General features: G+C 38.4%; 18 protein-coding genes. 13 read left to right on the top strand and 5 right to left on the bottom strand.

Going from position 1 to position 24,349, the window contains the following annotated elements; all coding sequences use genetic code 11:
* Positions 1-98 precede the first annotated feature (98 nt).
* The 3 genes from gntK to gnd all read right to left on the bottom strand — a co-directional run bounded on the left by gntK (position 99) and on the right by gnd (position 4,216).
* Entirely contained in the window at positions 99-1,655 is a 1,557-nt protein-coding gene (gene gntK, locus X953_RS17045) for a gluconokinase (RefSeq protein ID WP_040956630.1), read from the bottom strand.
* A 148-nt stretch (positions 1,656-1,803) separates the two neighbouring features.
* On the bottom strand, positions 1,804-3,147 hold the full coding sequence (locus X953_RS17040) for a GntP family permease (protein ID WP_019379309.1): 1,344 nt from the start codon (positions 3,145-3,147) through the stop codon (positions 1,804-1,806).
* Positions 3,148-3,319: 172 nt separating this feature from the next.
* On the bottom strand, positions 3,320-4,216 hold the full coding sequence (gene gnd / locus X953_RS17035; RefSeq protein WP_040956629.1) for a phosphogluconate dehydrogenase (NAD(+)-dependent, decarboxylating): 897 nt from the start codon (positions 4,214-4,216) through the stop codon (positions 3,320-3,322).
* Between the two features lie 136 nt (positions 4,217-4,352).
* Between gnd and X953_RS17030 the strand changes: the two genes are divergently transcribed.
* The 5 genes from X953_RS17030 to X953_RS17015 all read left to right on the top strand — a co-directional run bounded on the left by X953_RS17030 (position 4,353) and on the right by X953_RS17015 (position 11,905).
* Positions 4,353-5,204, top strand: coding sequence for a MurR/RpiR family transcriptional regulator (locus X953_RS17030; protein WP_040956628.1), 852 nt, complete (start codon positions 4,353-4,355; stop codon positions 5,202-5,204).
* 114 nt (positions 5,205-5,318) lie between these two features.
* The gene (locus X953_RS17025; RefSeq protein WP_040956627.1) at positions 5,319-6,506 is read left to right on the top strand and encodes an MFS transporter; all 1,188 of its coding nucleotides are present in this window, start codon (positions 5,319-5,321) and stop codon (positions 6,504-6,506) included.
* A gap of 84 nt (positions 6,507-6,590) precedes the next feature.
* Positions 6,591-9,767, top strand: a complete 3,177-nt coding sequence (locus X953_RS17020) for a DEAD/DEAH box helicase (protein WP_040956626.1) — start codon at positions 6,591-6,593, stop codon at positions 9,765-9,767.
* Positions 9,768-9,940: 173 nt separating this feature from the next.
* On the top strand, positions 9,941-10,090 hold the full coding sequence (locus tag X953_RS19905) for a hypothetical protein (protein WP_156036061.1): 150 nt from the start codon (positions 9,941-9,943) through the stop codon (positions 10,088-10,090).
* 783 nt (positions 10,091-10,873) lie between these two features.
* Complete coding sequence (locus tag X953_RS17015) at positions 10,874-11,905, top strand: nitronate monooxygenase family protein (protein ID WP_040956625.1); 1,032 nt, start codon at positions 10,874-10,876, stop codon at positions 11,903-11,905.
* Positions 11,906-11,955: 50 nt separating this feature from the next.
* Here X953_RS17015 and X953_RS17010 read toward each other — a convergent pair whose 3' ends face one another.
* A complete protein-coding gene (locus X953_RS17010) occupies positions 11,956-12,330 on the bottom strand; it encodes a DUF3899 domain-containing protein (RefSeq protein WP_040956624.1) in 375 nt (124 codons plus the stop codon).
* Positions 12,331-12,605: 275 nt separating this feature from the next.
* On the opposite strand from X953_RS17010, the gene X953_RS17005 reads away from it, so the two are divergent.
* The 5 genes from X953_RS17005 (at position 12,606) to X953_RS16985 (ending at position 18,554) form a co-directional block, all read left to right on the top strand.
* Positions 12,606-14,303, top strand: coding sequence for a peptide ABC transporter substrate-binding protein (locus tag X953_RS17005; RefSeq protein WP_040956623.1), 1,698 nt, complete (start codon positions 12,606-12,608; stop codon positions 14,301-14,303).
* A 157-nt stretch (positions 14,304-14,460) separates the two neighbouring features.
* The gene (opp3b, locus tag X953_RS17000) at positions 14,461-15,390 is read left to right on the top strand and encodes an oligopeptide ABC transporter permease (protein ID WP_019377367.1); all 930 of its coding nucleotides are present in this window, start codon (positions 14,461-14,463) and stop codon (positions 15,388-15,390) included.
* Entirely contained in the window at positions 15,391-16,551 is a 1,161-nt protein-coding gene (gene opp3C / locus X953_RS16995) for an oligopeptide ABC transporter permease (RefSeq protein ID WP_019377366.1), read from the top strand.
* 18 nt (positions 16,552-16,569) lie between these two features.
* The gene (locus tag X953_RS16990) at positions 16,570-17,622 is read left to right on the top strand and encodes an ABC transporter ATP-binding protein (RefSeq protein WP_040956622.1); all 1,053 of its coding nucleotides are present in this window, start codon (positions 16,570-16,572) and stop codon (positions 17,620-17,622) included.
* Positions 17,622-18,554: an ABC transporter ATP-binding protein gene (locus X953_RS16985; protein WP_019377364.1), complete on the top strand. Its 933-nt coding sequence runs from the start codon at positions 17,622-17,624 to the stop codon at positions 18,552-18,554. The genes X953_RS16990 and X953_RS16985 overlap by 1 nt, the downstream gene beginning before the upstream one ends.
* A 199-nt stretch (positions 18,555-18,753) precedes the next feature.
* Here the strand turns inward: X953_RS16985 and X953_RS16980 are convergent, their stop codons facing one another.
* Complete coding sequence (locus X953_RS16980; RefSeq protein ID WP_019377363.1) at positions 18,754-20,373, bottom strand: long-chain fatty acid--CoA ligase; 1,620 nt, start codon at positions 20,371-20,373, stop codon at positions 18,754-18,756.
* Between the two features lie 209 nt (positions 20,374-20,582).
* On the opposite strand from X953_RS16980, the gene X953_RS16975 reads away from it, so the two are divergent.
* The 3 genes from X953_RS16975 to X953_RS16965 all read left to right on the top strand — a co-directional run bounded on the left by X953_RS16975 (position 20,583) and on the right by X953_RS16965 (position 24,205).
* Positions 20,583-21,575 (top strand): TAXI family TRAP transporter solute-binding subunit, encoded by a 993-nt coding sequence (locus X953_RS16975; protein ID WP_019377362.1) that lies wholly within the window; start codon positions 20,583-20,585, stop codon positions 21,573-21,575.
* A gap of 106 nt (positions 21,576-21,681) precedes the next feature.
* Entirely contained in the window at positions 21,682-22,215 is a 534-nt protein-coding gene (locus X953_RS16970) for a DUF1850 domain-containing protein (RefSeq protein WP_019377361.1), read from the top strand.
* Complete coding sequence (locus X953_RS16965; RefSeq protein WP_019377360.1) at positions 22,208-24,205, top strand: TRAP transporter permease; 1,998 nt, start codon at positions 22,208-22,210, stop codon at positions 24,203-24,205. Before X953_RS16970 ends, X953_RS16965 begins: the two co-directional genes overlap by 8 nt.
* Positions 24,206-24,349: the final 144 nt, after the last annotated feature.

Raw genomic sequence — 24,349 nt, 5'->3', positions numbered from 1 at the left:
ATAGCTTGATTCCTTCGGGATAATGGCTGTCAAATAAAGAGGCAGAGGCAATTCTTATAATAATTTGCCTCTGCCTTGTTACTTTTCACCTTAAATTACTAAGCCTTATCCGCACTAATATGCTTTCGTTGAAATTCTGTAATACTATCATACTCTTCTTCAAAAAGACGGGATAAGCGTATATAAATGGGTAAGAGTTCACGATAAATATTCGTTGTTTCTTCTACTGGTTCATGTGTATGCGTCTTGCCAACCATTTCTGATACGATACTGAAATCGTCAATCTCATTTAATGCATACATACCAAGCACAATTGCTCCAAGACATGAGCTTTCATAGCTTTCTGGAACGACGACTTGTTTGTCAAAAATATCGGCCATGAGCTGGCGCCACATTTGGGATCGTGCAAAACCGCCAGTTGCTTGAATTCTTTTAGGTTCTCCGGTTAACTCTTCTAATGCTAAAAGCACGGTATATAAATTGTAGATAATACCTTCCAAAACAGCCCGTATCATATGTTGTTTCTGGTGATGGATACTTAGGCCAAAGAAGGAAGCTCTCGCATTCGCATTCCATAATGGTGCTCGTTCCCCGGTCATGTATGGGTGGAAAAGCAGGCCGTCAGAACCAGGATTAACCCCACTTGCTATTTTTGTTAAAACATCGTATGGATCTATGCTTAGTCGCTTCGCTGTCTCTACCTCGGCTGCGGCAAATTCATCGCGCAACCAACGTAATACCATTCCGCCATTATTAACCGGGCCACCAATAACCCAATGATTTTCTGTTAAAGCATAACAAAATATGCGTCCCTTGGGATCTGTTCTCGGTGTATTGGACACAGTGCGAATAGCTCCGCTTGTACCAATTGTTACAGCAATTACTCCAGGGTCAATTGCATTTACACCTAAATTCGATAAAACACCATCACTTGCCCCGATTACAAAAGGTGTGTCGGGGGAAATACCCATAAACTCACACAGCTTCTTATCTGTTCCTTTAATGATCTCGGTAGTTGGTACCGGTGTTGATAACTGTTCTGATGAAATGCCTGCCACAAGTAAAGCTTCTTCATCCCAACTCATTTTTTCCAAATTAAACATACCGGTAGCAGAGGCGATGGAATGGTCAATGATATACCTTCCAAACAATTTATAAAAAACATATTCTTTAATGGAGATAAATTTGGCTGCCTGATCAAAAATATCTTTCTTTTCATCCTGCAACCAGACAAGTTTGGCGAGTGGAGACATTGCATGGATTGGTGTCCCAGTTCGTAAATAGATCTCATGGCCGTTCATTTCTTCTTTTATTTTCTTTGCATGATTTGCACTACGGGTATCTGCCCAAGTAATACTGTTTGTCAGTAAATTATGTTGCTCATCTACAGCAATTAGGCTATGCATAGCAGAACTGAAGGAAATGAGTGTTAGTTGTTCTGATGAAATCTCACTTTTCCTCATTGTCTCACGTATTGTGCCAAGCACAGCATTGAAAATTTCCTCCGGATCCTGTTCCGCTATTAAAGGGTTCGGTGTGTGTAAAGGATAATTAATTGTATGGTTTGTTATTACGATGCCGGTTTTTGTAAAAAGTACTGCCTTTGTACTTGTTGTACCAATATCTACACCAAGGTAATATTTTTCGTTCTTCATAATGAAGGACCTCCTATATGGGAAAAGGAAAAAGAAACGTTATGCTTCTTTTTCCAGTAGTTTGTTTATAAGGTATTACATATAAGTTTTTAGCAAAAGGTAATGTGCATAGCCCTACATGGGTTAAGAGCAGGATTTCTTACACGGCTTATCCAATAAATAAACTTAATACAAATACAACTGCGAACCCTACAAGGGCAATTAATGTTTCCATCACGGTCCATGACTTAAGGGTATCTTTCACATCCAAACCAAAATATCGGTTCACGAGCCAGAAACCAGAGTCGTTAACATGAGAGAAAATAGTGGCACCTGCAGCGATGGAAATAACAATTAAGCCTAAGGATGGTCCCGTAATTCCCATTGTTTCTATTAAAGGTGATATTAACCCTGCAGCAGTAACCATGGCAACCGTAGCAGATCCTTGAGCTACACGAACGACGGTAGAGATTAAAAATGCGAGCAATACAGGTGGTAGTGCAGAGCTTACCATCATTTCACCTAAAACATCTCCAACTCCAGAATCAATTAATACTTGCTTAAAAACTCCACCTGCGCCTGTAACTAGAATAATAATTCCTGCAGGTTCTAATGCTTTTGTTGCAATGTCTTGAACATCCTGTTTCTTATACCCTCGTTTTACACCCAAGAAGTAAAAGGTCAATAATGTTGCAATTGTTAATGCAACAAAGGGATGCCCCAGAAAAGTAAAGAAGCTTCTAATTGCATTGCCTTCTTCTAATATAACGCCAGTCAACGTATTAGCAAGAATTAATACTAATGGAATGAAAATTAAAGAAGCAATCATAGCAAAGCTTGGTAGTTCCTGTTGATGCTCTGTTTCTTCTATTTGCATATAATCCGGAATATCCACGTGAATTTTATTAGCGATATACTTACCAAAAATCGGGCCGGCTATGATCATTGCAGGAAGCCCAGCGATTGCACCAAAAAGAATTACCCAACCAAGATCAGCCCCAATTAAATCAGCGACCGCAATGGGCCCTGGAGTTGGCGGAATATAGCTATGTGTTACTGCAAGACCAGCTAGCAACGGAATACCATAATAAAGTAATGACTTTCCTGTCTTCTTAGCCAATCCATAAACAATCGGCACTAGAATAATAAAGCCAACATCAAAGAAAACAGGAATAGCTACTAGGAAGCCAGTAACTCCTAAAGCCCATTGCGCTTTGTCTTCCCCGAACTTAGCAATCATTGTTTGTGCTAACCGTTCAGCTCCCCCGGAGACTTCAAGCATTTTACCAAACATGGCGCCAAGCCCAACGACAACTGCTACGAAGCCGAGCGTTCCTCCCATGCCGCTTTCCATTGAATCAATAACACCTGAAAGTGGCATGCCTGCTGCCACCCCGACAATTAAACTTACAAGCAATAATGCAACAAAGGCGTGTAGCTTTGTGCGGATAACTAAAAATAATAAAAGAAAAATACCAGCTAGCGCGATCATAATTAATGAAATATCACCCATTTTTACTTCCTCCTCTTTCTATTAATCTTTTTTTATATGAAAATAACTTTTGCAAAGCCACCAAGTGACTGCACAATATTAATGCAATGAAGCGAGTTTGTTTAACCGCTTACAATTGTTGCGAAAACACAGGGATGAGGAGGAAACCTCATAAGTCAGTTTCCTCTCAGTTTCATTTTTTTACGGTTTCATGCCCACCAAACTCATTCCGAAGTGCAGCAACTACTTTGCCGGAAAATGTATCGTTTTCTAAGGAACGATAGCGCATCATAAGAGATAGGGCAATTACTGGAGCAGCCACTTGCAGATCAATTGCTGATTCTACTGTCCACTTACCTTCTCCTGATGAATGCATAATTCCGCGGATCTGTTCAAGATTAGCATCTTTTGAGAAAGCATTTTCTACTAATTCCATTAGCCATGAGCGAATAACGGAGCCGTGGTTAAAAACCTTAGCCACTTTCTCGTAATCATAATTGAATTCACTTTTATCGAGAATCTCAAAGCCCTCTGCAATGGATTGCATCATGCCATACTCCATACCGTTGTGCACCATCTTTAAGAAATGCCCACTTCCAGTTTCTCCTGTATATAAGTACCCGTTTTCCACGGAAATATCACTGAATAGTTGCTCGATTTGAGTAAACTTTTCTGCATTTCCTCCAATCATGGTACATGCGCCATTCCGCGCACCTTCCATACCACCGCTTGTACCGCAGTCGAAGAAATAAATACCTTGTTCAGAAAGAATTTTATTTCTGTTTAAGGTGTCTTTATAATTTGAATTTCCACCGTCTATAATGGAATCGCCCTTGTCCAGATGAGGAGAAACTTCTTGAATTACTTTTTCAGTTATATTTCCTGCAGGAACCATTAACCAAATTACTCTTGGAGTAGCTAATTGGTTCGTAAGTTCTTTCAACGAATCTGCAAGTGAGAAGTTTTCATGTGCTATATTTTCGCCAATGGAGCGATTTGCATCATAACCAACTACGTGATGATTATGGTCCATTAGATTAAAAGCCAAATTTCTACCCATTTTCCCGAGACCAATTAATCCGATATTCATTTTGTCACCTCTAATGATGAAATTTTTTTCTTTTTCGCATTCATTATATCAAATATTTTTCCTTGATCAAGCGTTTTCATAAAAAATTTTTTCGTTTATAATGTTTGTATGGAATAAAATAGAGAGGAATTTCATTATGGAACCAAATAAGTATGGATTAGCAGGAATACGAAGTAATTATGGGAAGTTTAGTGAAAAGGAAAAAAAGATCGCTGATTATATTTTGCAGGATCCACAAAAAATTATTCACCACACGATTAATCAGGTCGCAGACGAATTAAATGTTGCTGAATCTACTGTGTTTCGGTTTTGTCAACGGGTTGGCTTCAAGGGGTATCAAGCTCTGAAAATTGCACTTGCAGCTGAAATTGTAACACCGATGAAAGATATTCATGAAAAGATAAGTAATGGTGACAGTGTGGGGATGGTAACCGAAAAAGTATTCCGGTCAAATGTAAAAACTTTGGAGGATACATTGCACATTATGGATTCGCATATAATGGAGAAAGTTGTCGAAACCATTTTAAAGGCTGATCGTATTTTCTTCTTTGGAAGTGGAGGATCTGCAGTTGTAGCTCTGGATGCCTATCATAAGTTTATTCGCAGTGGATTAAATGTAAACTCAACCTTGGATGCGCACATGCAGTTGATGGCTGCTTCTCAGCTAACAAAGAAAGATGTAGCTATTCTCATCTCCCATTCAGGTTCAACGAAAGATATTTTAGATGTATTGCAGGTGCTGAAGGATAAAGAGGTAAAAATTATTAGTATAACCAATTTTGCTAAATCTCCCTTAACCAAAGAAGCAGATATTGCATTATATACTGTGGCAGAGGAGACAGATTTTCGTTCAGAAGCATTATCATCCAGAATTGCTCAGTTAAGTATTGTGGACGCACTATATACAAATATAATGATTGCAAGAAAAGACCTGGGAAATAAAGCATTAAAAAATATGAGAAGCGCTATTTCCGTTAAAAGACTATAAAGGAACAAAAGCGTAAGCGCCTTCTTATAAAAAATGGTAATGTCGTTCCATTTCTATTCTAAGCCCACTCATGTATAATATATTTCGAGTAACGAAGAAAGGAAGAAAATATACATGAGTTCACAAGCAGTAAATCATAGAGCGACAGACAAGATATGGACAAAAGATTTTGTTCTGGTTTGTCTGGCAAACTTTTTTATATTTTTAGGTTTTCAAATGACATTGCCAACACTACCTCTATTTATAAAGGAATTAGGCGGCAGTGATCAGATGATAGGTATTATTATTGGTATTTTTACCTTTTCCGCTTTACTATTTCGTCCCTATGCCGGACATGCACTGGAGTCAAAAGGCAGGAAATTCGTTTATATGATAGGTTTAGCTGTATTCGTAATTTCTGTTGGCTCCTATGCTTTCATTGTAGGCATTGGACTACTGGTGGTTATGAGGATTGTTCAAGGTGCGGGTTGGGGATTGTCAACTACAGCAACAAGCACCATAGCTACAGATATTATTCCAATGAAACGAAGAGGGGAAGGCCTTGGATATTTTGGCTTGTCCGGTAATTTAGCTCTTGCATTTGGCCCTGCTCTTGGCTTGACCCTTGTTGGAGTAATTTCGTTTACCAGTCTGTTCTTAATCTGTGCAGGACTGGGGTTAGTAGCATTTTTACTTTCCATGACAATTCACTATAAAAAAGTGGAAGAATCACCGGATAAAGCTGTTACGATTAAATTTGATATTTTTGAAAAAAGCGCAATTCAGCCGTCCATCCTCTTGTTTTTTATTACAGTAACATTTGGGGGAATTGCTTCTTTCTTGCCGTTATATGCTGCTCAAGAGCATATAGATGGTATCGAGCTGTATTTCCTTGTATACGCAGCCTTTCTAATGATTTCACGAACCTTTGCTGGCAAGATTTATGATAATAAAGGACATCTATATGTATTCCTTCCAGGTGCGATCTGTATTTTTATTGCAATGCTATTGTTATCCTGGTTGCCAAATATGATGGTAATGTTAGTTGCTGCAGCCATTTATGGGCTTGGGTTTGGAAGTGTCCAACCTGCATTACAGGCATGGGCAGTAGATAAATCTCCGAACAATCGAAAAGGAATGGCTAACGCTACCTTTTTTTCATTTTTTGACTTGGGGGTAGGCATCGGTGCAATGACATTTGGCCAGCTTGCTTCACTATCCGGTTATGGAGCGATTTATGTGACAGCAGCTGGTTCCGTTTTAATTGCCATGTTATTTTATGTATATTTGATTCTAAAGTCTGGCATCCGTAATCATCTATAAGGTATTAACAGTTTTGTTTAAAAACATGCTGTGATCGTATACAATAGAAGGAACACAAGACTTAGAAAGTAGGTTGCTAACGTTTTGAAAAGTATCGGTAATATCAACATCCAAAGTTTATTCCCTTCCGTCATTTATAAAAGAGGACTTGATTACTTTAAGAATAACAAGGTTACTGACCTTTTATATGATATTAACTATAGTGTATGGACAGCGACTGTAATTGGTTCTGAGGATTATTTTGTAGAATTGAATATGAAGGATTTCTCCAATGGTTCGATTGAAGCATATTGTGATTGCCCGGCATTTGAAACATTTGGTTCCTGTAAGCATGTTGCTGCAACATTAATAGCGATTGCCAATAGAAGCGCTAATAAACCTCCAGCCTTTGCAGATTATGATTATAATATGACCAACCGATTTATCCGGGCTTTTAGTGATATTCAACAACCAACAGCTGAAAATGAGATTCTTCCGGAGAAGAAGGAAATGAAGGTGGAGTATTATTGTCACCTGTCTTATGACAAAAGCTTGTCCATTGAAATAAAAACTGGGGAGAAGCGCTGTTACGTAGTAAAGGATGCGTATGAATTTCTTAAGCATGTTTTAAATAATATCGAACACTTTTTCACAAAAACATTTACCTATTTTCCTGATACGCATCATTTTCTTCCTCAGGATAGAGAAATTTTTGAAAAGCTGCATGCTGTTTTAAAAAATGAGTCCATTTATAATGACCACTCTTACATGTATTATCAAAAGACAGCAAATGATCGAAGGTATATTACCCTTCCTCCTTTAATTGCAGAAGATCTCTTGGAAAAATTGATTGAACGGAATTTTACCGTCGTCACAGAACGGACGTCCTTTACCCATGTGCAATTAGAAAAAGATAGTCTACCTTTTCATTTTTCTATTTCTAAAAATGACAAAGAGGATTTAACCTTAATAATGGATGAACTATCCGACGGGGCCTATCTTCCGGCATATGAATTATTTTTTCATAAAGGTGTATTTTATAGCCCTGCTAAAGAACAGGTCCCGGTGCTTGAGCAAATTAGTCAATTTGGAATGGATAATCTCGAACTGCCGATCTCCAAACAACAAGCAGACACGTTTTTATCAGAAGTGCTTCCCTCTTTGAAGAAAATTGGGGATGTAGCGATAGATAATAATGTAAGAGAAGAAATCATTCAAGTTCCCCTACGCGCCAAAATGTATCTCGAAGTAAAAAGTGATTGGATTATTGGTAAGCTGGAATATCACTATGGAGATCAATTAATAGATCCGTTTAGTGGCAGAGAGCAGCACGATGTTATTATTATTCGAGATACAGAGAAAGAACAACAAATCATGCGTCTTATTGAATACGCAAATTTTAAATATAACGGAAAAGAACTGTATTTGGCAGCAGAAGAAGAGGAAGAAATATACGACTTTTTGTATCATGTTCTTCCACTTTTAGATGACCAAGTGGAACTGTTTCTGACTTCAGATATACGGAATTATATTATGGAAACAGACCCAGTACCCAGTACAAGAGTAAATTTGGAAACATCATCTAATTTACTGGAAATTGGCTTTGACATAGCAGGTGTAGACGACTCAGAGATAAACAAAATTATTGATGCCGTTATTGAAAAAAAGCGGTATTACCGTCTGCAAAATGGCGCACTGCTTTCCTTGGAAGGGGAAGACTTTACTTCCATGAAGCAGCTCTTTAGTGATATGGAGATTAATAAAGATGATCTTCAAGATGGCAGTATTCATGTACCGGTCTATCGTGGTACGCAGGTAGATGAAATGATTGAAACGAATAAAAATTATGATCCATCATTTCGCAAGCTGCTTCATCAACTGAAATCACCAGAAGAACAAGTATACCCATTACCAGCTAACTTACAGGCTACGTTGCGGAATTACCAGCAAACGGGGTATCAATGGTTTAAATCCCTTAGCCATTATCATCTAGGGGGCATATTGGCAGATGATATGGGCTTGGGAAAAACCTTACAGAGCATCGCCTACATTGCTTCAGAGCCTAGTGAGCATCCACACTTGATTGTGGCACCATCTTCCGTTATTTATAATTGGAAGAATGAATGCGAAAAGTTTTCACCGGAGATGAAAGTAGCTATCTTAACAGGGAATCCTCAGGAGCGAAGAGAAAAAATTACCGGCACGATTGATGCAGCAGATGTTTGGATTACCTCTTACGCTACTCTCAGACAGGATATTGAATATTACCGGGAATTGACCTTTCAGACACTCATCTTAGATGAGGCACAATATATTAAGAACTACGCAACGAAAACATCAAGGGCAATACGTGAAATAAAAGCAGGAAGAAAATTTGCGTTAAGTGGCACACCAATAGAAAACTCGATTGATGAGCTATGGGCTATTTTCCAGGTTATATTGCCAGGGCTGATGCCAAATCATCGCAAATTCAAACAATTGTCTCATGAAAGAATAGCAAAGATTACAAAACCATTTATTCTTCGACGTCTCAAAAAAGATGTACTGAAGGAATTACCGGATAAGATTGAAACTGTTCATGTATCCGAACTAACCAAAGAACAGAAGGATTTGTATATTGGGTATCATCGCCAACTTCAACAGGAAGCTGCCCAATCGATGCAGGAAAGTGGTTTTCAAAAAAACCGGATGAAGATACTTGCTGGATTAACACGCTTGCGCCAACTATGCTGTCATCCTTCCTTGTTTATCGAAAATTATCAGGGGAAATCGGGTAAGCTTGAGCAATTGATGGAGACGATACGTACTGCAAGGGAAAGTGGAAAACGCATGCTGATCTTCTCCCAGTTTACAAGTATGCATGAAATCATTAGTGCGAAACTTGAGAACGAAGGAATAGGTTACTTTTACTTACACGGGCAGACACCATCACAAGAACGAGTGGAAATGAGCGAACGATTTAACAATGGAGAAAACGATGTTTTTCTTATTTCCTTGAAAGCCGGTGGCACAGGCCTCAACTTAACTGGGGCAGATACGGTTATTTTGTATGATCTTTGGTGGAATCCGGCGGTGGAGGACCAGGCAACAGGCCGTGCTCATCGATTTGGTCAGAAAAATGTTGTCCAGGTCATTCGGTTGATTGCTGAAGGTACCATCGAAGAAAAAATTTATGATTTACAACAAAAGAAACGAGAGCTCATTGACCAGGTTATTCAGCCTGGAGAGTCTATGCTATCCAGTCTCAGTGAAGATGATGTTAAAGAACTATTGAATATTTAATGAAAGAACCAGCCTGCCCAGGCTGGTTCTTTATGTTTTCATAAACGGAAAAAAGGGAAAATAATATCCGTGACTTTTATAAAAGAAGAAAATTTATAATGCGAACCATATTTTGTTCTTAACCAAGCCACATTCGTATAAATTACAAGTAAACACTTAAGGGAGATGGGAAGATGAGAACAGTTGCAAGAGGGGTGGCAAAGTTTTTCGTAGCTAATTTTGCTGTAGTAATGGCAATTATGTTATTGCCAGTATTTCTGGTAACTGATGATGTTGCTCTATTTGATTCGATGATGGAATATTTATTCAGTAATAAGTCATAAGCAGAATTTAATTTAGGAGGATGTATTCGTTAAATGCATCCTCTTTTTTTATAGATATGATATTCTATATAAAACCGGTTCTAAAATAGAGGTTGGGGGCTATCTAGTGATTCGCAAAATAGATATACTGCAAAGTAACTTGATAGTACTGTAAACGGCCGTTTCGGAAAATACACTTCGCTTTCCGTGGGCAACGCTTCAGCTTCCTCGGAAGAAAACCACTTCCTTGAAAAAGAAAACCACTTTTTCTGCGTGCGATGTTTCTCATAGAAGCTTTACGGGTCCTGCGGGATCTTCAGCTGGGGCTGGGACTGCGTTACCTCGTCCCACCGAAGACCTTTTGCGATTACTCGCCCCATCAAAAAGCCCTGTAGCTTTTCCCACAGGACAAGGAAGGCTTCAGCGAATTATGCATCGCACGAAGGAAAGGTGTTTTTTCTTTCCGAGGAGTCTTCGTGTTTTTCCTTCACTGGTAAGCGGTTAGATAATAACCCGCTATTTATGGTACAAAGCAGATACAAATTGATTGGAGCGGAAGGGGGCGACTCCTACCGGAATAGCATGAGCTGAAGACCCTGGACGTAGCGTAGCGAAGGAAGCGGCTGAAGCCATGCCGGTGGAAAGCGTCCCACTAAAGCGGAAATCAATGGGTTCATCCACTTCCTTAAAATTAGATATACTCTAGTTAGCAATTATTTCCAACTATGAATGTACGAGATAATGTTGTATCTTAGTATCTGTATTAGGACCGTAAAACAATTCTAGATTAGTGAGGTGAGTGAGTTGGATTTTTGTAAAGAAATGAACATTGCACATCCTATCATTCAAGCAGGGATGGCCGGAGGAATTACTACACCGGAATTAGTAGCAGCCGTAGCAACGAATGGATGCCTTGGTACAATAGGTGCCGGTTATATGAGCGCACCTAAGCTGAAAGAAGAAATCAAACAAGTGAAAATGCTAACTTCTAAGCCATTTGCAGTAAATGTGTTCGCCATAAATCTTGAAACATATTCCAACGAAGTCGCTGAAATGCAACAATTCCTTAATAAATACAGGCAAGAACTTTCTATTAACGAAGGAAGCAGAGAGATTAAAGTAAGAGATCATCTACATGAAAAAATTCAAGTAATACTCGATGAAAACATTCCAATTGTCAGTACAGCTTTTGGCGTGTTAACAGCCTCATTAATTGAAAGATTAAAAGCTAATCAGGTGAAACTGATAGGAATGGCAACGAATGTATATGAGGCAAAACTGTTGGAAGAAGCAGGTTATGATGCAGTTGTGGCACAAGGTTATGAAGCAGGCGGGCACCGTAGTACCTTTGATTTAAATAGATTCAATGATAATGCTGATCTTGGTTTAATAGCTTTAGTGGAAAGATTTAAAGGAAATTTGCAACTTCCTATTATAGCTGCAGGAGGTATACATACAAGAGAGCAAATAAAAGGATTGCTAGCAATGGGGGTAAGTGCTGTCCAGCTTGGCACAAAATTTTTAATAGCTAGAGAAGCCGGTACAAATGCGGCTTATCGTCATGCGTTAATCCAGGCAGAAGCAGAGGATACTCAAATAACAAGAGCATTTTCCGGTCGCCCAGCTCGAGCAGTGAAGAACCGTTTTATTGATGATTTAGAACAAAGTAAGCTTAACTCATTGCCATTTCCTTTGCAAAATGAGATGACTAAAGATATACGAGCTACAGCAAAAGTATTTTCATTGGCGGATCTTCAATCCTTATGGGCTGGACAAGGTGTAGGTGAAATAAAAAAGGAAGAATCGGTAAAGCAAATAATAAATTCACTAATATAAAAGAGAGCATAATGGGCTTTTCGACTCATTGTGCTCTTTTAAAAACTGAATTATATTGTGTAGTAGAGTGCCATTAGCAATAGTAGAATAACAATTTGCATCCACACTAGGAATCGGAGATTGCGGTAAAAAGTAGTATTTATAGTTTGAGATGGCGCAGGTTTGTCTTTCCATTCTCCCATATAGTCTTTCTTCTTTTTTGACATCATACTACCAAATCTTCTAAAAGAGAAGGTCAGACCGTCAAAAAAGCCACCCTTTTTAATAAATAGAAATAGAATTGCTACAAGTGAAAGGAGAAAAACATAAAACCATGTGTTTATATAGTTCTCCAGATCATATTTAGGAGTGAATAGAAAAAAGATAAGCGTCACTACTAAAATATTTACTAAGAAACAGAACCATTTGTTCATGAAGAGTTGCATATATTTCCACCTTTTATAGTAATTTGTTACTCATTATATCATAGAAAATAGATTTAATTGGAAATAATTTTGTAATAATTTGTAGTGAACACTTATTCATGAAAGCGTTGTCAATCAAGGGTTTTCATGACTTTATTAATTTAATAAATAGTAATAGTTTTTTCACTATTTTAAAAAAAGACTTTACAAAACTGTAAAAATAATTGTATACTTCTTGTAGTAGAATTCATCTACGAAAATATCAGAAAATAGAAAATAAGGGGGTTCTTTTGACTATGAAGTTGAAATGGTCATTACTTTTGGCACTAGGTTTACTGCTTAGTGTGTTCTTAGTGGCTTGTGGCGGAGGAGACGACGCTTCAGAAGGCACAGAAGACAGTGGTAACAAAGAAAAAACTGAAGATTCTGCATCAGAAGGAGAAGAAGCTTCAGGAGAGCAAGTCTTAAATCTTCTTAATGGAGATACAATTCCAACAATGGATGCTTCCATGGCAACAGACCAATATGCATTTGAATTTTTAGGTGCTACAATGGAAGGTCTTTACCGATTAGGTGAAGATGGTAAGCCGGTTGAAGGTATTGCAAATGATCACAAAGTAAGTGAAGATGGTAAAACATGGACATTTACTTTACGTGAAGATGCAAAATGGTCAAATGGTGACCCTGTAACTGCACATGACTTTGTTTATGCATGGCAACGTGCTGTAAACCCTGACACTGGTTCAGAATATGGACCATACATGATGGGTGGAGTTATTAAGAATGCAACTGCTGTTAACAGTGGCGATAAGCCAGTTGAAGAACTTGGTGTTAAAGCAGATGGTGACTATACATTAGTAGTAGAACTTGAAAACCCAACTCCATACTTTGAGTCATTAACAACTTTCGGAACGTTCTTACCGTTAAACCAAAAGTTTGTTGAAGAACAAGGCGATAAATATGCAACTAGCACAGATACATTATTATCAAATGGTCCATTTATTTTATCTGATTGGGAAAGCACTTCAAGCTCTTGGAATCTTACAAAGAACGAAGATTACTGGGATGCAGAAACTGTTTCTCTAGATAAAATCACATATGAAGTAGTTAAAGATCCACAAACAGCGGTAGATCTTTATGAAGCAGGTACAGTTGACCGTGCAGGTCTATCTTCTGACCTTGTTGATCAATATTCTACCCATGAAGACTATATTGTAAACCCGCAAACTTCTGTTTTCTATTTGAAAATGAATCAAACTAGAAACGAAGCTTTAGCAAATACAAACATCCGTGCAGCTATTAGCCGCGCATTTGATAAACAGGCATTAGTTGATCAGATTCTTAATAACGGATCTCTAGTAGCTAATGGTTTAGTACCAGCAAACTTTACTCCAATGCCTGAATCTGGAGAAGATTTCCGCGAAGTAAGTGGAGACTTAGTAACATATGATCTTGAAAAGGCAAAAGAATATTGGAAAAAAGGTTTAGAAGAGCTAGGAACTGATTCTGTTGAACTTGAATTCCTTGCTGGTGACAGTGAAACTGCTAAGCAAATGAACGAATACCTAGCAAACCAGCTTCAAACTAACCTTGATGGATTAAAAGTTACTTTAAAGCAGGTTCCATTTGAGCAACGCTTGGATTTAGATACAAACATGGATTATGATATTCAATTCTCCGGTTGGGGTCCTGACTTCTTAGATCCATACACTTTCTTAAATCTATGGATTACAGATGGTGGAAACAACAAAATGGGTTATTCCAATAAAGAATACGATAAGCTTTTGGAAGAGGCACAAACAACACTTGCTACTGATAACCCAGCAAGATATCAAAACTTCTTAGAAGCTGAAAAGGTTCTATTTGAAGATGCAGCAATTGCTCCAGTTTACCAAAAAGCTTCTGCACAGTTGTTGAGACAAGGTGTTGAAGGAATTATCGTTAACCCATTCGGTCCGGACTACGAGTACAAGTGGGCTAGTGTTAGTAAATAATTACATTTTTAAATAAAAAATATGCTTTTACTTTCAGAGAAGAGAGTGTATGACCCTTTGGCATATACTCTCTTTTCCACTGCAATTAAAAAGTCTTACAATATTGAACATTTTATAAATTACAACAAGATTCGACATAAATTCAGGAGGTGCAGAAATGTTTCGTTACATACTACGCCGTATTCTTTATATGGCTGTAACATTGTTCATTATTGCTACCGTATCATTCTTTCTGATGAAGATGCTGCCAGGTAGCCCGTTAAAAGCTGAAGATAAATTAAGTGAAGAACAAAGAGAAATTGTATTAGAGAAATATGGCCTCAATGACCCGGTACCCGTACAATATGTCAGATATATTGGTGGTCTCGTAAAAGGGGATTTAGGAATTTCATTTACATTTGACAATACACCTGTAACCAAAATATTAATGGATCGCATCGGTCCGTCCGCCCAGTTAGGGGCACAGGCACTGTTAATTGGAACATTTTTAGGAATTCTCCTGGGACTCATCGCCGCAATATCACATAATGGGGCACTGGACTATACCTCCACAATACTTGCTGTGTTAGGTACTTCTATTCCATCCTTTGTGTTTGCAGGATTACTGCAGCGCTACCTCGCAGTTGAATGGGAATTGTTCCCTGTCGCATTATGGGGGACGTTTGAACATACCATACTGCCAACCGTTGCATTAATGATTTTCCCAATGGCAACTGCTGCACGTTTTACACGTACAGAAATGATCGAAGTTATGGGTTCCAATTTTATTACAACTGCTAGAGCAAAAGGTGTTAGCGAATATGGAATTATCTTTAAACACGGCCTCCGTAATGCTTTAATCCCACTAGTAACAGTAATGGGCCCGATGGCTGTTAGTCTAATGACTGGTACACTAGTTATCGAGAAAATCTTTGCTGTTCCTGGAATTGGAGAGCAGTTTGTTACATCAGTTATGGTTAATGATTACCCAACAATTATGGGAACAACACTTTTATTTGCTTTCTTGTTTGTTCTAATAATTTTAGTAATCGACCTCCTATATGTATTAATTGACCCTAGAATCAGACTTACAGGAGGGGAGAGCTAAATGGATAACGAAAATAAAAATAATAATAATGTTCCAAAGGATCTTCTTGTTCCTTTGGAAAGAAAAGAAGATACAAGTGATAAAATCTCCCGTCCAAGCAGAACCTTTATGCAGGATGCAAGGAGAACCTTCTTTAAAAATAAATTAGCAATGCTCTGTGTATTCATACTTATAATAATTTCTATTATGAGTATTGTAGGACCGGGGATGAATGACTACGGACTGGATGATCAAGATTTATCCCGTGCGAAAATGCCACCACATGTGCCAGTACTTGAAAAGATTTCTTGGCTAGGCTTTGATGGTACATTAACAGATGAATTTAAAGGTAAAGACATAGAAGAAGCTACGAAAAACGCAGTAGCCAGGTATGGTAATGATGCAGATTTTATTGATATAAAAGAGCTTGATAAGGGAGACGGGAGTGCGAAGTCTGCTGAAGTACAAGCTACGTATCATATTTATGAAGCAAAAGATATGAATGATCAATATTTTTGGCTAGGAACAGACACACTGGGACGTGACCAGTGGACAAGATTGTGGTTAGGTACAAGAGTATCATTAATTATCGCTCTAGTTGCAGCGGCAATTGATTTAGTAATCGGTGTTGCATATGGTGGAGTTTCCGCCTTCTATGGTGGACGAGTTGATAACGTCATGCAGCGAATTTTGGAAGTACTTGTCGGAATACCGAACCTGGTAGTTATACTATTAATGATCTTAGTGCTACAACCAGGTATTCTCTCTATTATTATCGCTCTGACCATTACTGGGTGGATTGGAATGGCCCGTATTGTCCGAGGAGAAATATTGAAGCTGAAAAGTCAGGAATTTGTTCTTGCGGCACGAACCTTGGGAACCTCCAATGGTAAGATAATTAGTCGTCATTTAGTTCCGAATATTAGTGGTATAATTATTATTAATACCATGTTCACTATTCCTAGTGCCATTTTCTTCGAAGCTTTTCTAAGCTTTATCGGACTTGGGTTAGTGCCACCAGAAGCATCACTAGGTACACTAATTAACACTGGATTTGAGAACTTACGATTATACCCTTACTTGTTGGTATTTCCTGCAGTATTAATTTCAGTCATTATGATTACGTTCAACCTTATCGGGGACGGTTTAAGAGATGCATTTGATCCGAAAATGCATAAATAATAAGGTAGGTGTTTTTAAATGAGTAAATTATTGGAAGTTAAAGATTTGAAGGTTTCATTTAACACCTACAACGGTGAAGTACAAGCTGTTCGAGGTGTAACCTTTGATTTAAATAAAGGAGAGACGTTAGCAATCGTTGGAGAATCAGGCTCAGGTAAGTCTGTAACATCCATGGCTCTAATGCAGCTTCTTCCTAAACCACATGGCTATGTGAAATCAGGAGAAATCCTTTTTGAAGGTGAAGATATAGTAAAAAAATCTACTAGAGATATGCAAAAAATCAGGGGTAAAGATATATCGATGGTTTTTCAAGACCCGATGTCTTCCCTAAATCCTACCATGAAAATTGGTAACCAAATCATGGAAGGTTTAATTAAGCATCAGAATATGAATCGTACTAATGCTAGAAAAAAGGCTGTGGAATTGCTGGAACTAGTAGGAATTCCACATCCTGAAACTAGATTAAATCAATATCCACACCAATTCTCGGGTGGGATGCGTCAGCGTGTTGTAGTAGCAATTGCGCTGGCATGTAATCCAAAAATTCTAATTGCAGATGAACCTACAACAGCTTTGGATGTGACCATTCAGGCACAAATTTTAGAACTGATGAAAGATATTCAAAAGGAAACAGATAGTGCGATTATCTTCATTACCCATGATTTAGGTGTGGTAGCAAACGTTGCTGACCGAGTTGCTGTTATGTACGCAGGTAAAATTGTCGAAATTGGCACAACAGATGATATCTTTTATAATGCCAAACATCCTTATACTTGGGGTTTACTTGGCTCTATGCCAACATTGGATAGTGATGAAGAAGAATTATTTGCTATTCCAGGCAGCCCGCCAGACTTATTAAATCCACTAAAGGGAGATGCATTTGCACCAAGGAATGAATTTGCTTTGGAGATTGATACAGTAATGGAGCCGCCAATGTTTAAAGTATCTGATACACATTATGCAGCTACATGGCTATTGCATGAAGATGCTCCAAAAATCGAGCCACCTGAATCTGTGCAACGCAGAATGCAAGGCTTCTCTAATACAGGTTCGAAGGATGGTGAGAAATAATGTCACAAGAAAAGTTACTTGAAGTTAAAAACCTAAAAAAACACTTTAAAGCTGGAAGACATAGAACAATTACTGCAGTAGACGGAGTAACCTTTGATATCTTCAAAGGTGAAACGTTTGGATTAGTTGGGGAATCCGGTTGTGGGAAGTCGACAACTGGAAGAACCATCATTCGTTTATATGAAGCGACAGAAGGTGAAGTGAAGTTTAAAGGCGAAGATGTACACGGGAAGAAATCAAAGAATGAATTGCTGAAATTTAACCGTAAGATGCAAATGATTTTCCAGGATCCTTCTTCTTCTTTAAACCCTCGTATGACTGTAATGGATATTATAGCTGAAGGTATTGACGTTCATAATCTGGCGAAAAATGATAAGGAACGTAAAGCCCGTGTAGAGGAATTATTAGAAGTTGTTGGTCTGAATAAAGAGCATGCAACACGCTTCCCTCATGAGTTTAGTGGTGGACAAAGACAGCGTATAGGTATTGCAAGAGCACTTGCTGTCGAGCCAGACTTCATTATTGCGGATGAACCGATATCTGCTCTTGATGTATCTATTCAGGCACAGGTAGTTAATTTGCTTAAACAGCTTCAGAAAGAGCGCGGATTAACTTATTTGTTTATTGCGCATGATCTTTCCATGGTGAAGTATATTAGTGATCGTATTGGTGTTATGTATTTTGGTAATATGGTAGAGCTGGCAGATGCAGATGAATTGTATCATAATCCAATTCATCCATATACCAAATCATTATTATCTGCTATCCCTTTACCAGATCCAAATTATGAACGTTCACGCAGACGTGTGGCTTATGATCCTACCGTTCACGACACAAGTGAGCAGCCGGAATTTAGGGAGGTTCGGCCACGACATTGGGTGCGCTGTACTTCTAAGGAATTTGAACAATATAAAAAAGAAGCAAATAAATAAGAATAAACAAGGCCCTTGTTCTATTGTAGAACAAGGGTTTTTGATTATAGCAGATTAAATTCTGTATACTAACTATTCCCATCTATAATGGGAGTATAATTGCTACTGCTGATTAACTTTGTCGGTGGTGAAAAAATCTCTGTAGCTCACTAATCTTATCTAAGGCAGATATTTACTTGGTTCTCAACACAACAATCTATTAATTTTTTAACCCCAACTGCTCCTTAACTTGCTCACGTAATTCCCGTTTTAAAAACTTCCCTACTGACGTCTTAGGAATTTCATCGAAAAATAGTACGTTGTCCGGCAGCCAAAATTTAGCGAATTGTGGGCGCAGATAATTCATAATAGCTTCTTTCATTCCATCTTTTTTATAGCCTTCATTAAGAACAACACAGGCAATTGGCCGCTCCTGCCATTCTGCGTCAGGAACTGCAACGACACTTGCTTCAAAGACAGCCTCATGTGCCATTATAGCGTTTTCAAGATCAACGGAGGAAATCCACTCCCCTCCACTTTTAATTAAATCTTTAGTCCGATCTACAATTTTTATCGTACCTTCTTCGTCAACCGTAACTACATCTCCTGTATGAAACCATCCATCAACAAATGCTTGTTCACTTCGTTCATCTTTGTAATATTCATTTGCTATCCAATTACCACGGACTAGTAATTCCCCCATTTCTTGGTCGTCCCAAGAAATTTCACCACTATTCCCAAGCACCTTCATTTGGAGACCTGGCACTAGAATTCCTTGTCTGGAACGTTCTTTTAACTTTTCTTCATTGGATAAATTCTGCTGGTAACTCTTTAATCGAGATAAAGTAACCAATGGGGTTGTTTCAGTTGCTCCATAAGCATGAAAGAACGGGATATTGAGTTTTTCTTCAAATGCTTTTATTAACCCAAGTGGAGCTGCTGAGCCACCACATAGAACAGCACGGAGACTTGACGTATCGTAAATGCCTTTCTCCAACTCGCGATATAGAGCTAACCATATGGTAGGTACACCTGCTGTTATGGTAACTTTAAACTTATCAATGAATTCAGCCAGTCGCTGGGGGGTAAACCTTGGGCCAGGCAGGACCTGTGTTGAACCAAACCATGTACAAGCAAAAGGAGTACCCCAAGCATTTACATGGAATTGAGGAACAACAGGCATGGAAACATCCGACTCTGAAATAGCTGCAGAATCAGCTAAGCCAAGTGCGTAGCTATGCAGCACGATGCCTCGATGTGAGTAGGTTACTCCTTTAGGTTTGCCAGTCGTGGCGGATGTGTAGCACATGCCGGCAATTTCATTTTCATCAATGTCAGTGTTAAATGGATAACTTGGATCTCCAGTTTGTAAGAGTTCTTCATAGGAGTATAAAGGGTGGATGGATGAATCGGGAAGTTCAGCTTTATCTGTCATGACAACGTAAGCTTCAACAGTAGTTAAGTGATCTTTAATTTTCTCAATCAATGGGAGGATGTCTTCATCTACAAATAATATTTTATCCTCAGCGTGATTTATAATATAAATAATATGTTCTGGAGCTAAACGGATATTAATGGTGTGTAAGACCGAACCAATGCCCGGAGCAGCAAAATAAATCTCCAAATGACGATGATGATTCCAGGCAAGTGTCCCTATACGGTCTCCCTTGTTCGCTCCGAGTTCTTTCAATACGGACATAAGACGCCTGGTTCGCTGTCCAACATCTTTGTAAGTTAAGTGATGTAACTGATCATGTGTTTGCGAAATAACCTGCTTCTTAGGAAAAAATGTTTCCGCATGTTCCATCATTGCACCAACTGTTAACGGGACGTGCATCATATACAACAACTCCTTTAAAATAGTAATAAAAAAGCTTGTATTCATAATATCATATTATTATAAAGATTATGTACAATTAGTAAAAAAGTATTATTTCATAGTGAGATTTTTCTTAAATTATTAACTATTAGCCCAAGTTATATTGACAACTTACCAGCTTTAAAGGTAAAATAGTTTTACTATAATAAAGATTATAAGGGGGAGTATGGATGAAAAAGAAATCGTTTTCATTTATATTAATGCTAGCGCTTGCATTGCTGTTGGCAGCATGTGGTGGCGGAGATAGTGAGGAAGGGAAAGAAGAGGGTGGCTCCTCTGATGGTGGGGATAAGCCGAAATTCCTAAGCATGCTTACTGGGGGCACAAGTGGTACATATTATCCTCTAGGTGGAGAAATGGCCAAAATTATTACAGATGAAACTGATATCCAAACAGATGCACTGTCTTCAAACGCTTCTGCGGATAACGTGGCAGCTCTTGCGGCAGGAGATGCTGAACTTGCCTTTGTACAGACAGACGTAGTAGCAAATGCAATTGAAGGAACAAATTCTTTTGAAGGTAAAGCTGTAGATAATGTTCAAGCGATTGGATCTTTATACCCTGAGACTATTCAGATTGTTACAACAGCAGATTCTGGAATTAAATCTGTTGAAGATCTGAAGGGTAAAACTGTATCTGTTGGTGCACCTGGTTCAGGTACGTATGTTAATGCAGAACAAATTCTTGAAATTCATGATATGTCAATGGATGATATTGAAGCACAAAATCTTGATTTTGGAGAATCCACTGGTGGAATTCAGGATGGCAACATTGATGCCGCCTTTATTACAGCTGGAACTCCAACTGGTGCAGTAGAAGGACTATCTGCTACAGTAGATGTTAGCATTGTGCCAATTGAACAGGATAAAGTAGACGCACTTGTTGAAAAGTATCCATACTATGCTGCAGATACTGTTAAATCTGGTACCTATGGTTTAAAGGAAGATGTGAATACAGTTGCTGTACTTGCAATGCTAGCTGTTGTTGACAGTCTTTCAGAGGATACAGTGTATGAAATTACCAAAGCAATTTACGAAAATACAGGTGATATGGCCCATGCTAAAGCGGAGTTTATTACGAAAGAATCTGGGCTGGATGGTATTGGGATTGATTTACACCCTGGCGCAAAAAAATACTTTGATGAAGTTGGCGTGTCTAAGTAAAGATAAAAAAATATAAGTTTCGTGGCCGGCTAGTAATCCTTTATTGGAGTTTGCTGCCGGTCACTCATTTTTTAAATGAAAGACAAACGTAATCTAGGTGAATAAAATGAAGTTTTATCAAAATAAAAAAGTACTTTTTGTAGCCATTCTTTTCATTATTATTGTAGTACTTCTATTATTTGTTCCCTTCCGCACAGCGGTGGTGTTCTATAAAGAAAATACAAACCACATCGAAGCATTCTTACCGATTGATGAGAAAGATACCTTTCAGATCATCTTCAAACACTCTATCCATCTGACAGACGTGGTTGAAAAGTATCAAGTGCTTGGTAATCATGAAATAAAACAATATGAGATCGTTTATGAGCACTTTGGAATTGGAATGCCCTCTAATGCGCAAGAAGGGGAAACGTTTGTATATGAAGATGGTAAATACCATGTGAAGAACTTGGATAATATCTTTCCATATATGAATGTAAGAAATGGAAAGACAGTTTCTGAGAATCGCCTTGTTTGGGGCGTGGATAATGAACATATGGTGTACTTTAATAAGTATTTTAAACCAGGAGCGTGGTTTAAAATTAAAGTCGAAAATCTATCAACTTGGCAATTTTTGAAAGGAGTGAGAATCCGTGAGTGATTCAAAAGATCAGCTAACAGAAGTACATCAAGAGGAACTACTACAAAAATATGATGCTGAATCCAATACTCGAAACCTTGGTGGCATTGCTGCTAAAATTGTCTTTTTCGGGCTGCTGGCTTTTTCCCTTTTTCAGCTTTATACAGGTGCATTTGGCCAATATACGGCCTATATTCAACGGACTGTCCATTTAGGGTTTGCTCTTACCCTTATTTTCTTACTATTTCCGGCGAGAAGAAAAGGGAACAAACGAAAGGTAGCTTGGTATGATTATATTCTTGCATTATTATCTATTCTCGTTTGTGCTTATTGGCCGGTGTTTTATGATACATTAGTTCAACAGATAGGCGGAATTACTCAAGCACAAATGGTTGTCGGTGGTATTGCTATTTTACTAGTGCTCGAGGGTACGAGACGTGCTGTAGGGCTTCCTATAACAATTATTGCGATATTATTTATGGTGTACGCACTATTTGGCCCTAATATGCCTGGTATGCTGGCACATCGCGGATTGAGTCTCGAACAGCTGATTAACTCCATGTTCTTTACAACAGAAGGTATTTTAGGTACGCCACTACAGGTATCTTCTACATATATCTTTTTATTTCTTCTGTTTGGTGCTTTTTTAGTACAGACAGGTGTAGGGAATTACTTTAATGACCTTGCAATTGCTATTGCAGGTAAGCGAACAGGTGGACCTGCAAAAGTGGCCATTTTCTCCAGTGCTTTAAATGGCACGATATCTGGTAGTTCTGTAGCGAATACAGTTACAACGGGCTCTTATACTATCCCAATGATGAAAAAGCTTGGTTACAAGCCTAATTTTGCTGGGGCAGTTGAAGCAGCCTCCTCAACAGGTGGCCAAATTATGCCGCCAATTATGGGTGCGGCTGCATTTCTGATGATTGAATTTGCTGGTGTAGGCTACTGGGAAATTGCGAAGGCAGCGACTATTCCAGCTGTGCTTTATTTCTCAGGAATTTGGATTATGACCCACCTGGAAGCAAAGAGACTTGGTTTGCACGGCTTACCTAAAGAAGAGATTCCTGCCAAAAAAACAGTATTAAAGAAGCTTCATTTATTACTCCCTATTATTGCTATTGTTTTTCTGCTGTTTCAGGGATTCAGTATTGAAAGAACAGCATTACTAGGTATTTTAATTACAGTTATAGTGAGTCTATTCCTGAAGGAAACAAGAATAACTCCGGCAAAGTTTATTGTAGCCCTTCAAGAAGGTGCCAGAACGGCGTTAGGAGTAGCAGCAGCTACAGCTTGCGCAGGGATTATCGTTGGTGTAGTTACTAAGACAGGTTTAGGCTTGAAAATGGGTAATAGTCTTGTAAGTATTGCAGGGTCTATTGCCAGTTCACCAGAAGCTCAGTTGCTATTAACATTGTTCCTGACAATGATTGCTTCTATTATATTAGGTATGGGCTCACCGACGACAGCAAATTATATTATTACTTCTACAATTGCTTTACCTGCAATACTTGCATTAAATGATCAATTGGAAGTGGCAATTCCTGTATTGGCTGGTCATATGTTTGTATTTTATTTTGGTATTGTAGCGGATATAACGCCCCCGGTTGCACTTGCGGCATTTGCGGCAACAGGTATTTCTGGTGGCGAACCGATACGTACAGGAGTAAATGCATCAAAGTTAGCAATTGCAGCCTTTATTATTCCATATATGTTTGTGTTGCAACCGCAATTACTCATGATAGATACGACTTTCTTTGAAATCTTGCTAATTTTACTCACTGCTATTACGGGTATGATTGCTATTGGAGCAGGATTAATTGGTTATTGGTATCGAAAACTTCCTTGGATTGAGCGGATTGCTGCAGTGATAACAGGAATACTCTTAATTTATCCAGAGGGACACACCGATTTGTTTGGTGCAGCAGCATTCATTATTATGATTGCACTCCAGTTCATCTGGAAACGGGATAAAAAAGACAAAGCAAAAGAAGCAAGAGCACAAGCTTAATACACGAATACAGCAAAGGTGATCAGAGATTCTGGTCACCTTTGTTTATGTTCAGGGAAGATAAGGGTAAAGTAGATGGTAGTTTGAATTACCTATAAATATGAATTGCAAGCTTTTTTGAGAAATATGTTTATCATAACGCTA

It is taken from the genome of Virgibacillus sp. SK37 (assembly GCF_000725285.1).
Taxonomy (GTDB): domain Bacteria; phylum Bacillota; class Bacilli; order Bacillales; family Amphibacillaceae; genus Virgibacillus_Q.
Note: the sequence above shows the minus strand (reverse complement) of the source record. Positions and strands in the feature narration are given on the sequence as shown.

What these genes read in the sequence shown, in the direction of transcription:
- gntK (WP_040956630.1), bottom strand. Translation starts at nt 1,655, where the DNA reads ATGAAGAACGAAAAATATTACCTTGGTGTAGATATTGGTACAACAAGT.
- X953_RS17040 (WP_019379309.1), bottom strand. Translation starts at nt 3,147, where the DNA reads ATGGGTGATATTTCATTAATTATGATCGCGCTAGCTGGTATTTTTCTT.
- gnd (WP_040956629.1), bottom strand. Translation starts at nt 4,216, where the DNA reads ATGAATATCGGATTAATTGGTCTCGGGAAAATGGGTAGAAATTTGGCT.
- X953_RS17030 (WP_040956628.1), top strand. Translation starts at nt 4,353, where the DNA reads ATGGAACCAAATAAGTATGGATTAGCAGGAATACGAAGTAATTATGGG.
- X953_RS17025 (WP_040956627.1), top strand. Translation starts at nt 5,319, where the DNA reads ATGAGTTCACAAGCAGTAAATCATAGAGCGACAGACAAGATATGGACA.
- X953_RS19905 (WP_156036061.1), top strand. Translation starts at nt 9,941, where the DNA reads ATGAGAACAGTTGCAAGAGGGGTGGCAAAGTTTTTCGTAGCTAATTTT.
- X953_RS17010 (WP_040956624.1), bottom strand. Translation starts at nt 12,330, where the DNA reads ATGCAACTCTTCATGAACAAATGGTTCTGTTTCTTAGTAAATATTTTA.
- X953_RS17005 (WP_040956623.1), top strand. Translation starts at nt 12,606, where the DNA reads ATGAAGTTGAAATGGTCATTACTTTTGGCACTAGGTTTACTGCTTAGT.
- opp3b (WP_019377367.1), top strand. Translation starts at nt 14,461, where the DNA reads ATGTTTCGTTACATACTACGCCGTATTCTTTATATGGCTGTAACATTG.
- opp3C (WP_019377366.1), top strand. Translation starts at nt 15,391, where the DNA reads ATGGATAACGAAAATAAAAATAATAATAATGTTCCAAAGGATCTTCTT.
- X953_RS16990 (WP_040956622.1), top strand. Translation starts at nt 16,570, where the DNA reads ATGAGTAAATTATTGGAAGTTAAAGATTTGAAGGTTTCATTTAACACC.
- X953_RS16985 (WP_019377364.1), top strand. Translation starts at nt 17,622, where the DNA reads ATGTCACAAGAAAAGTTACTTGAAGTTAAAAACCTAAAAAAACACTTT.
- X953_RS16980 (WP_019377363.1), bottom strand. Translation starts at nt 20,373, where the DNA reads ATGATGCACGTCCCGTTAACAGTTGGTGCAATGATGGAACATGCGGAA.
- X953_RS16975 (WP_019377362.1), top strand. Translation starts at nt 20,583, where the DNA reads ATGAAAAAGAAATCGTTTTCATTTATATTAATGCTAGCGCTTGCATTG.
- X953_RS16970 (WP_019377361.1), top strand. Translation starts at nt 21,682, where the DNA reads ATGAAGTTTTATCAAAATAAAAAAGTACTTTTTGTAGCCATTCTTTTC.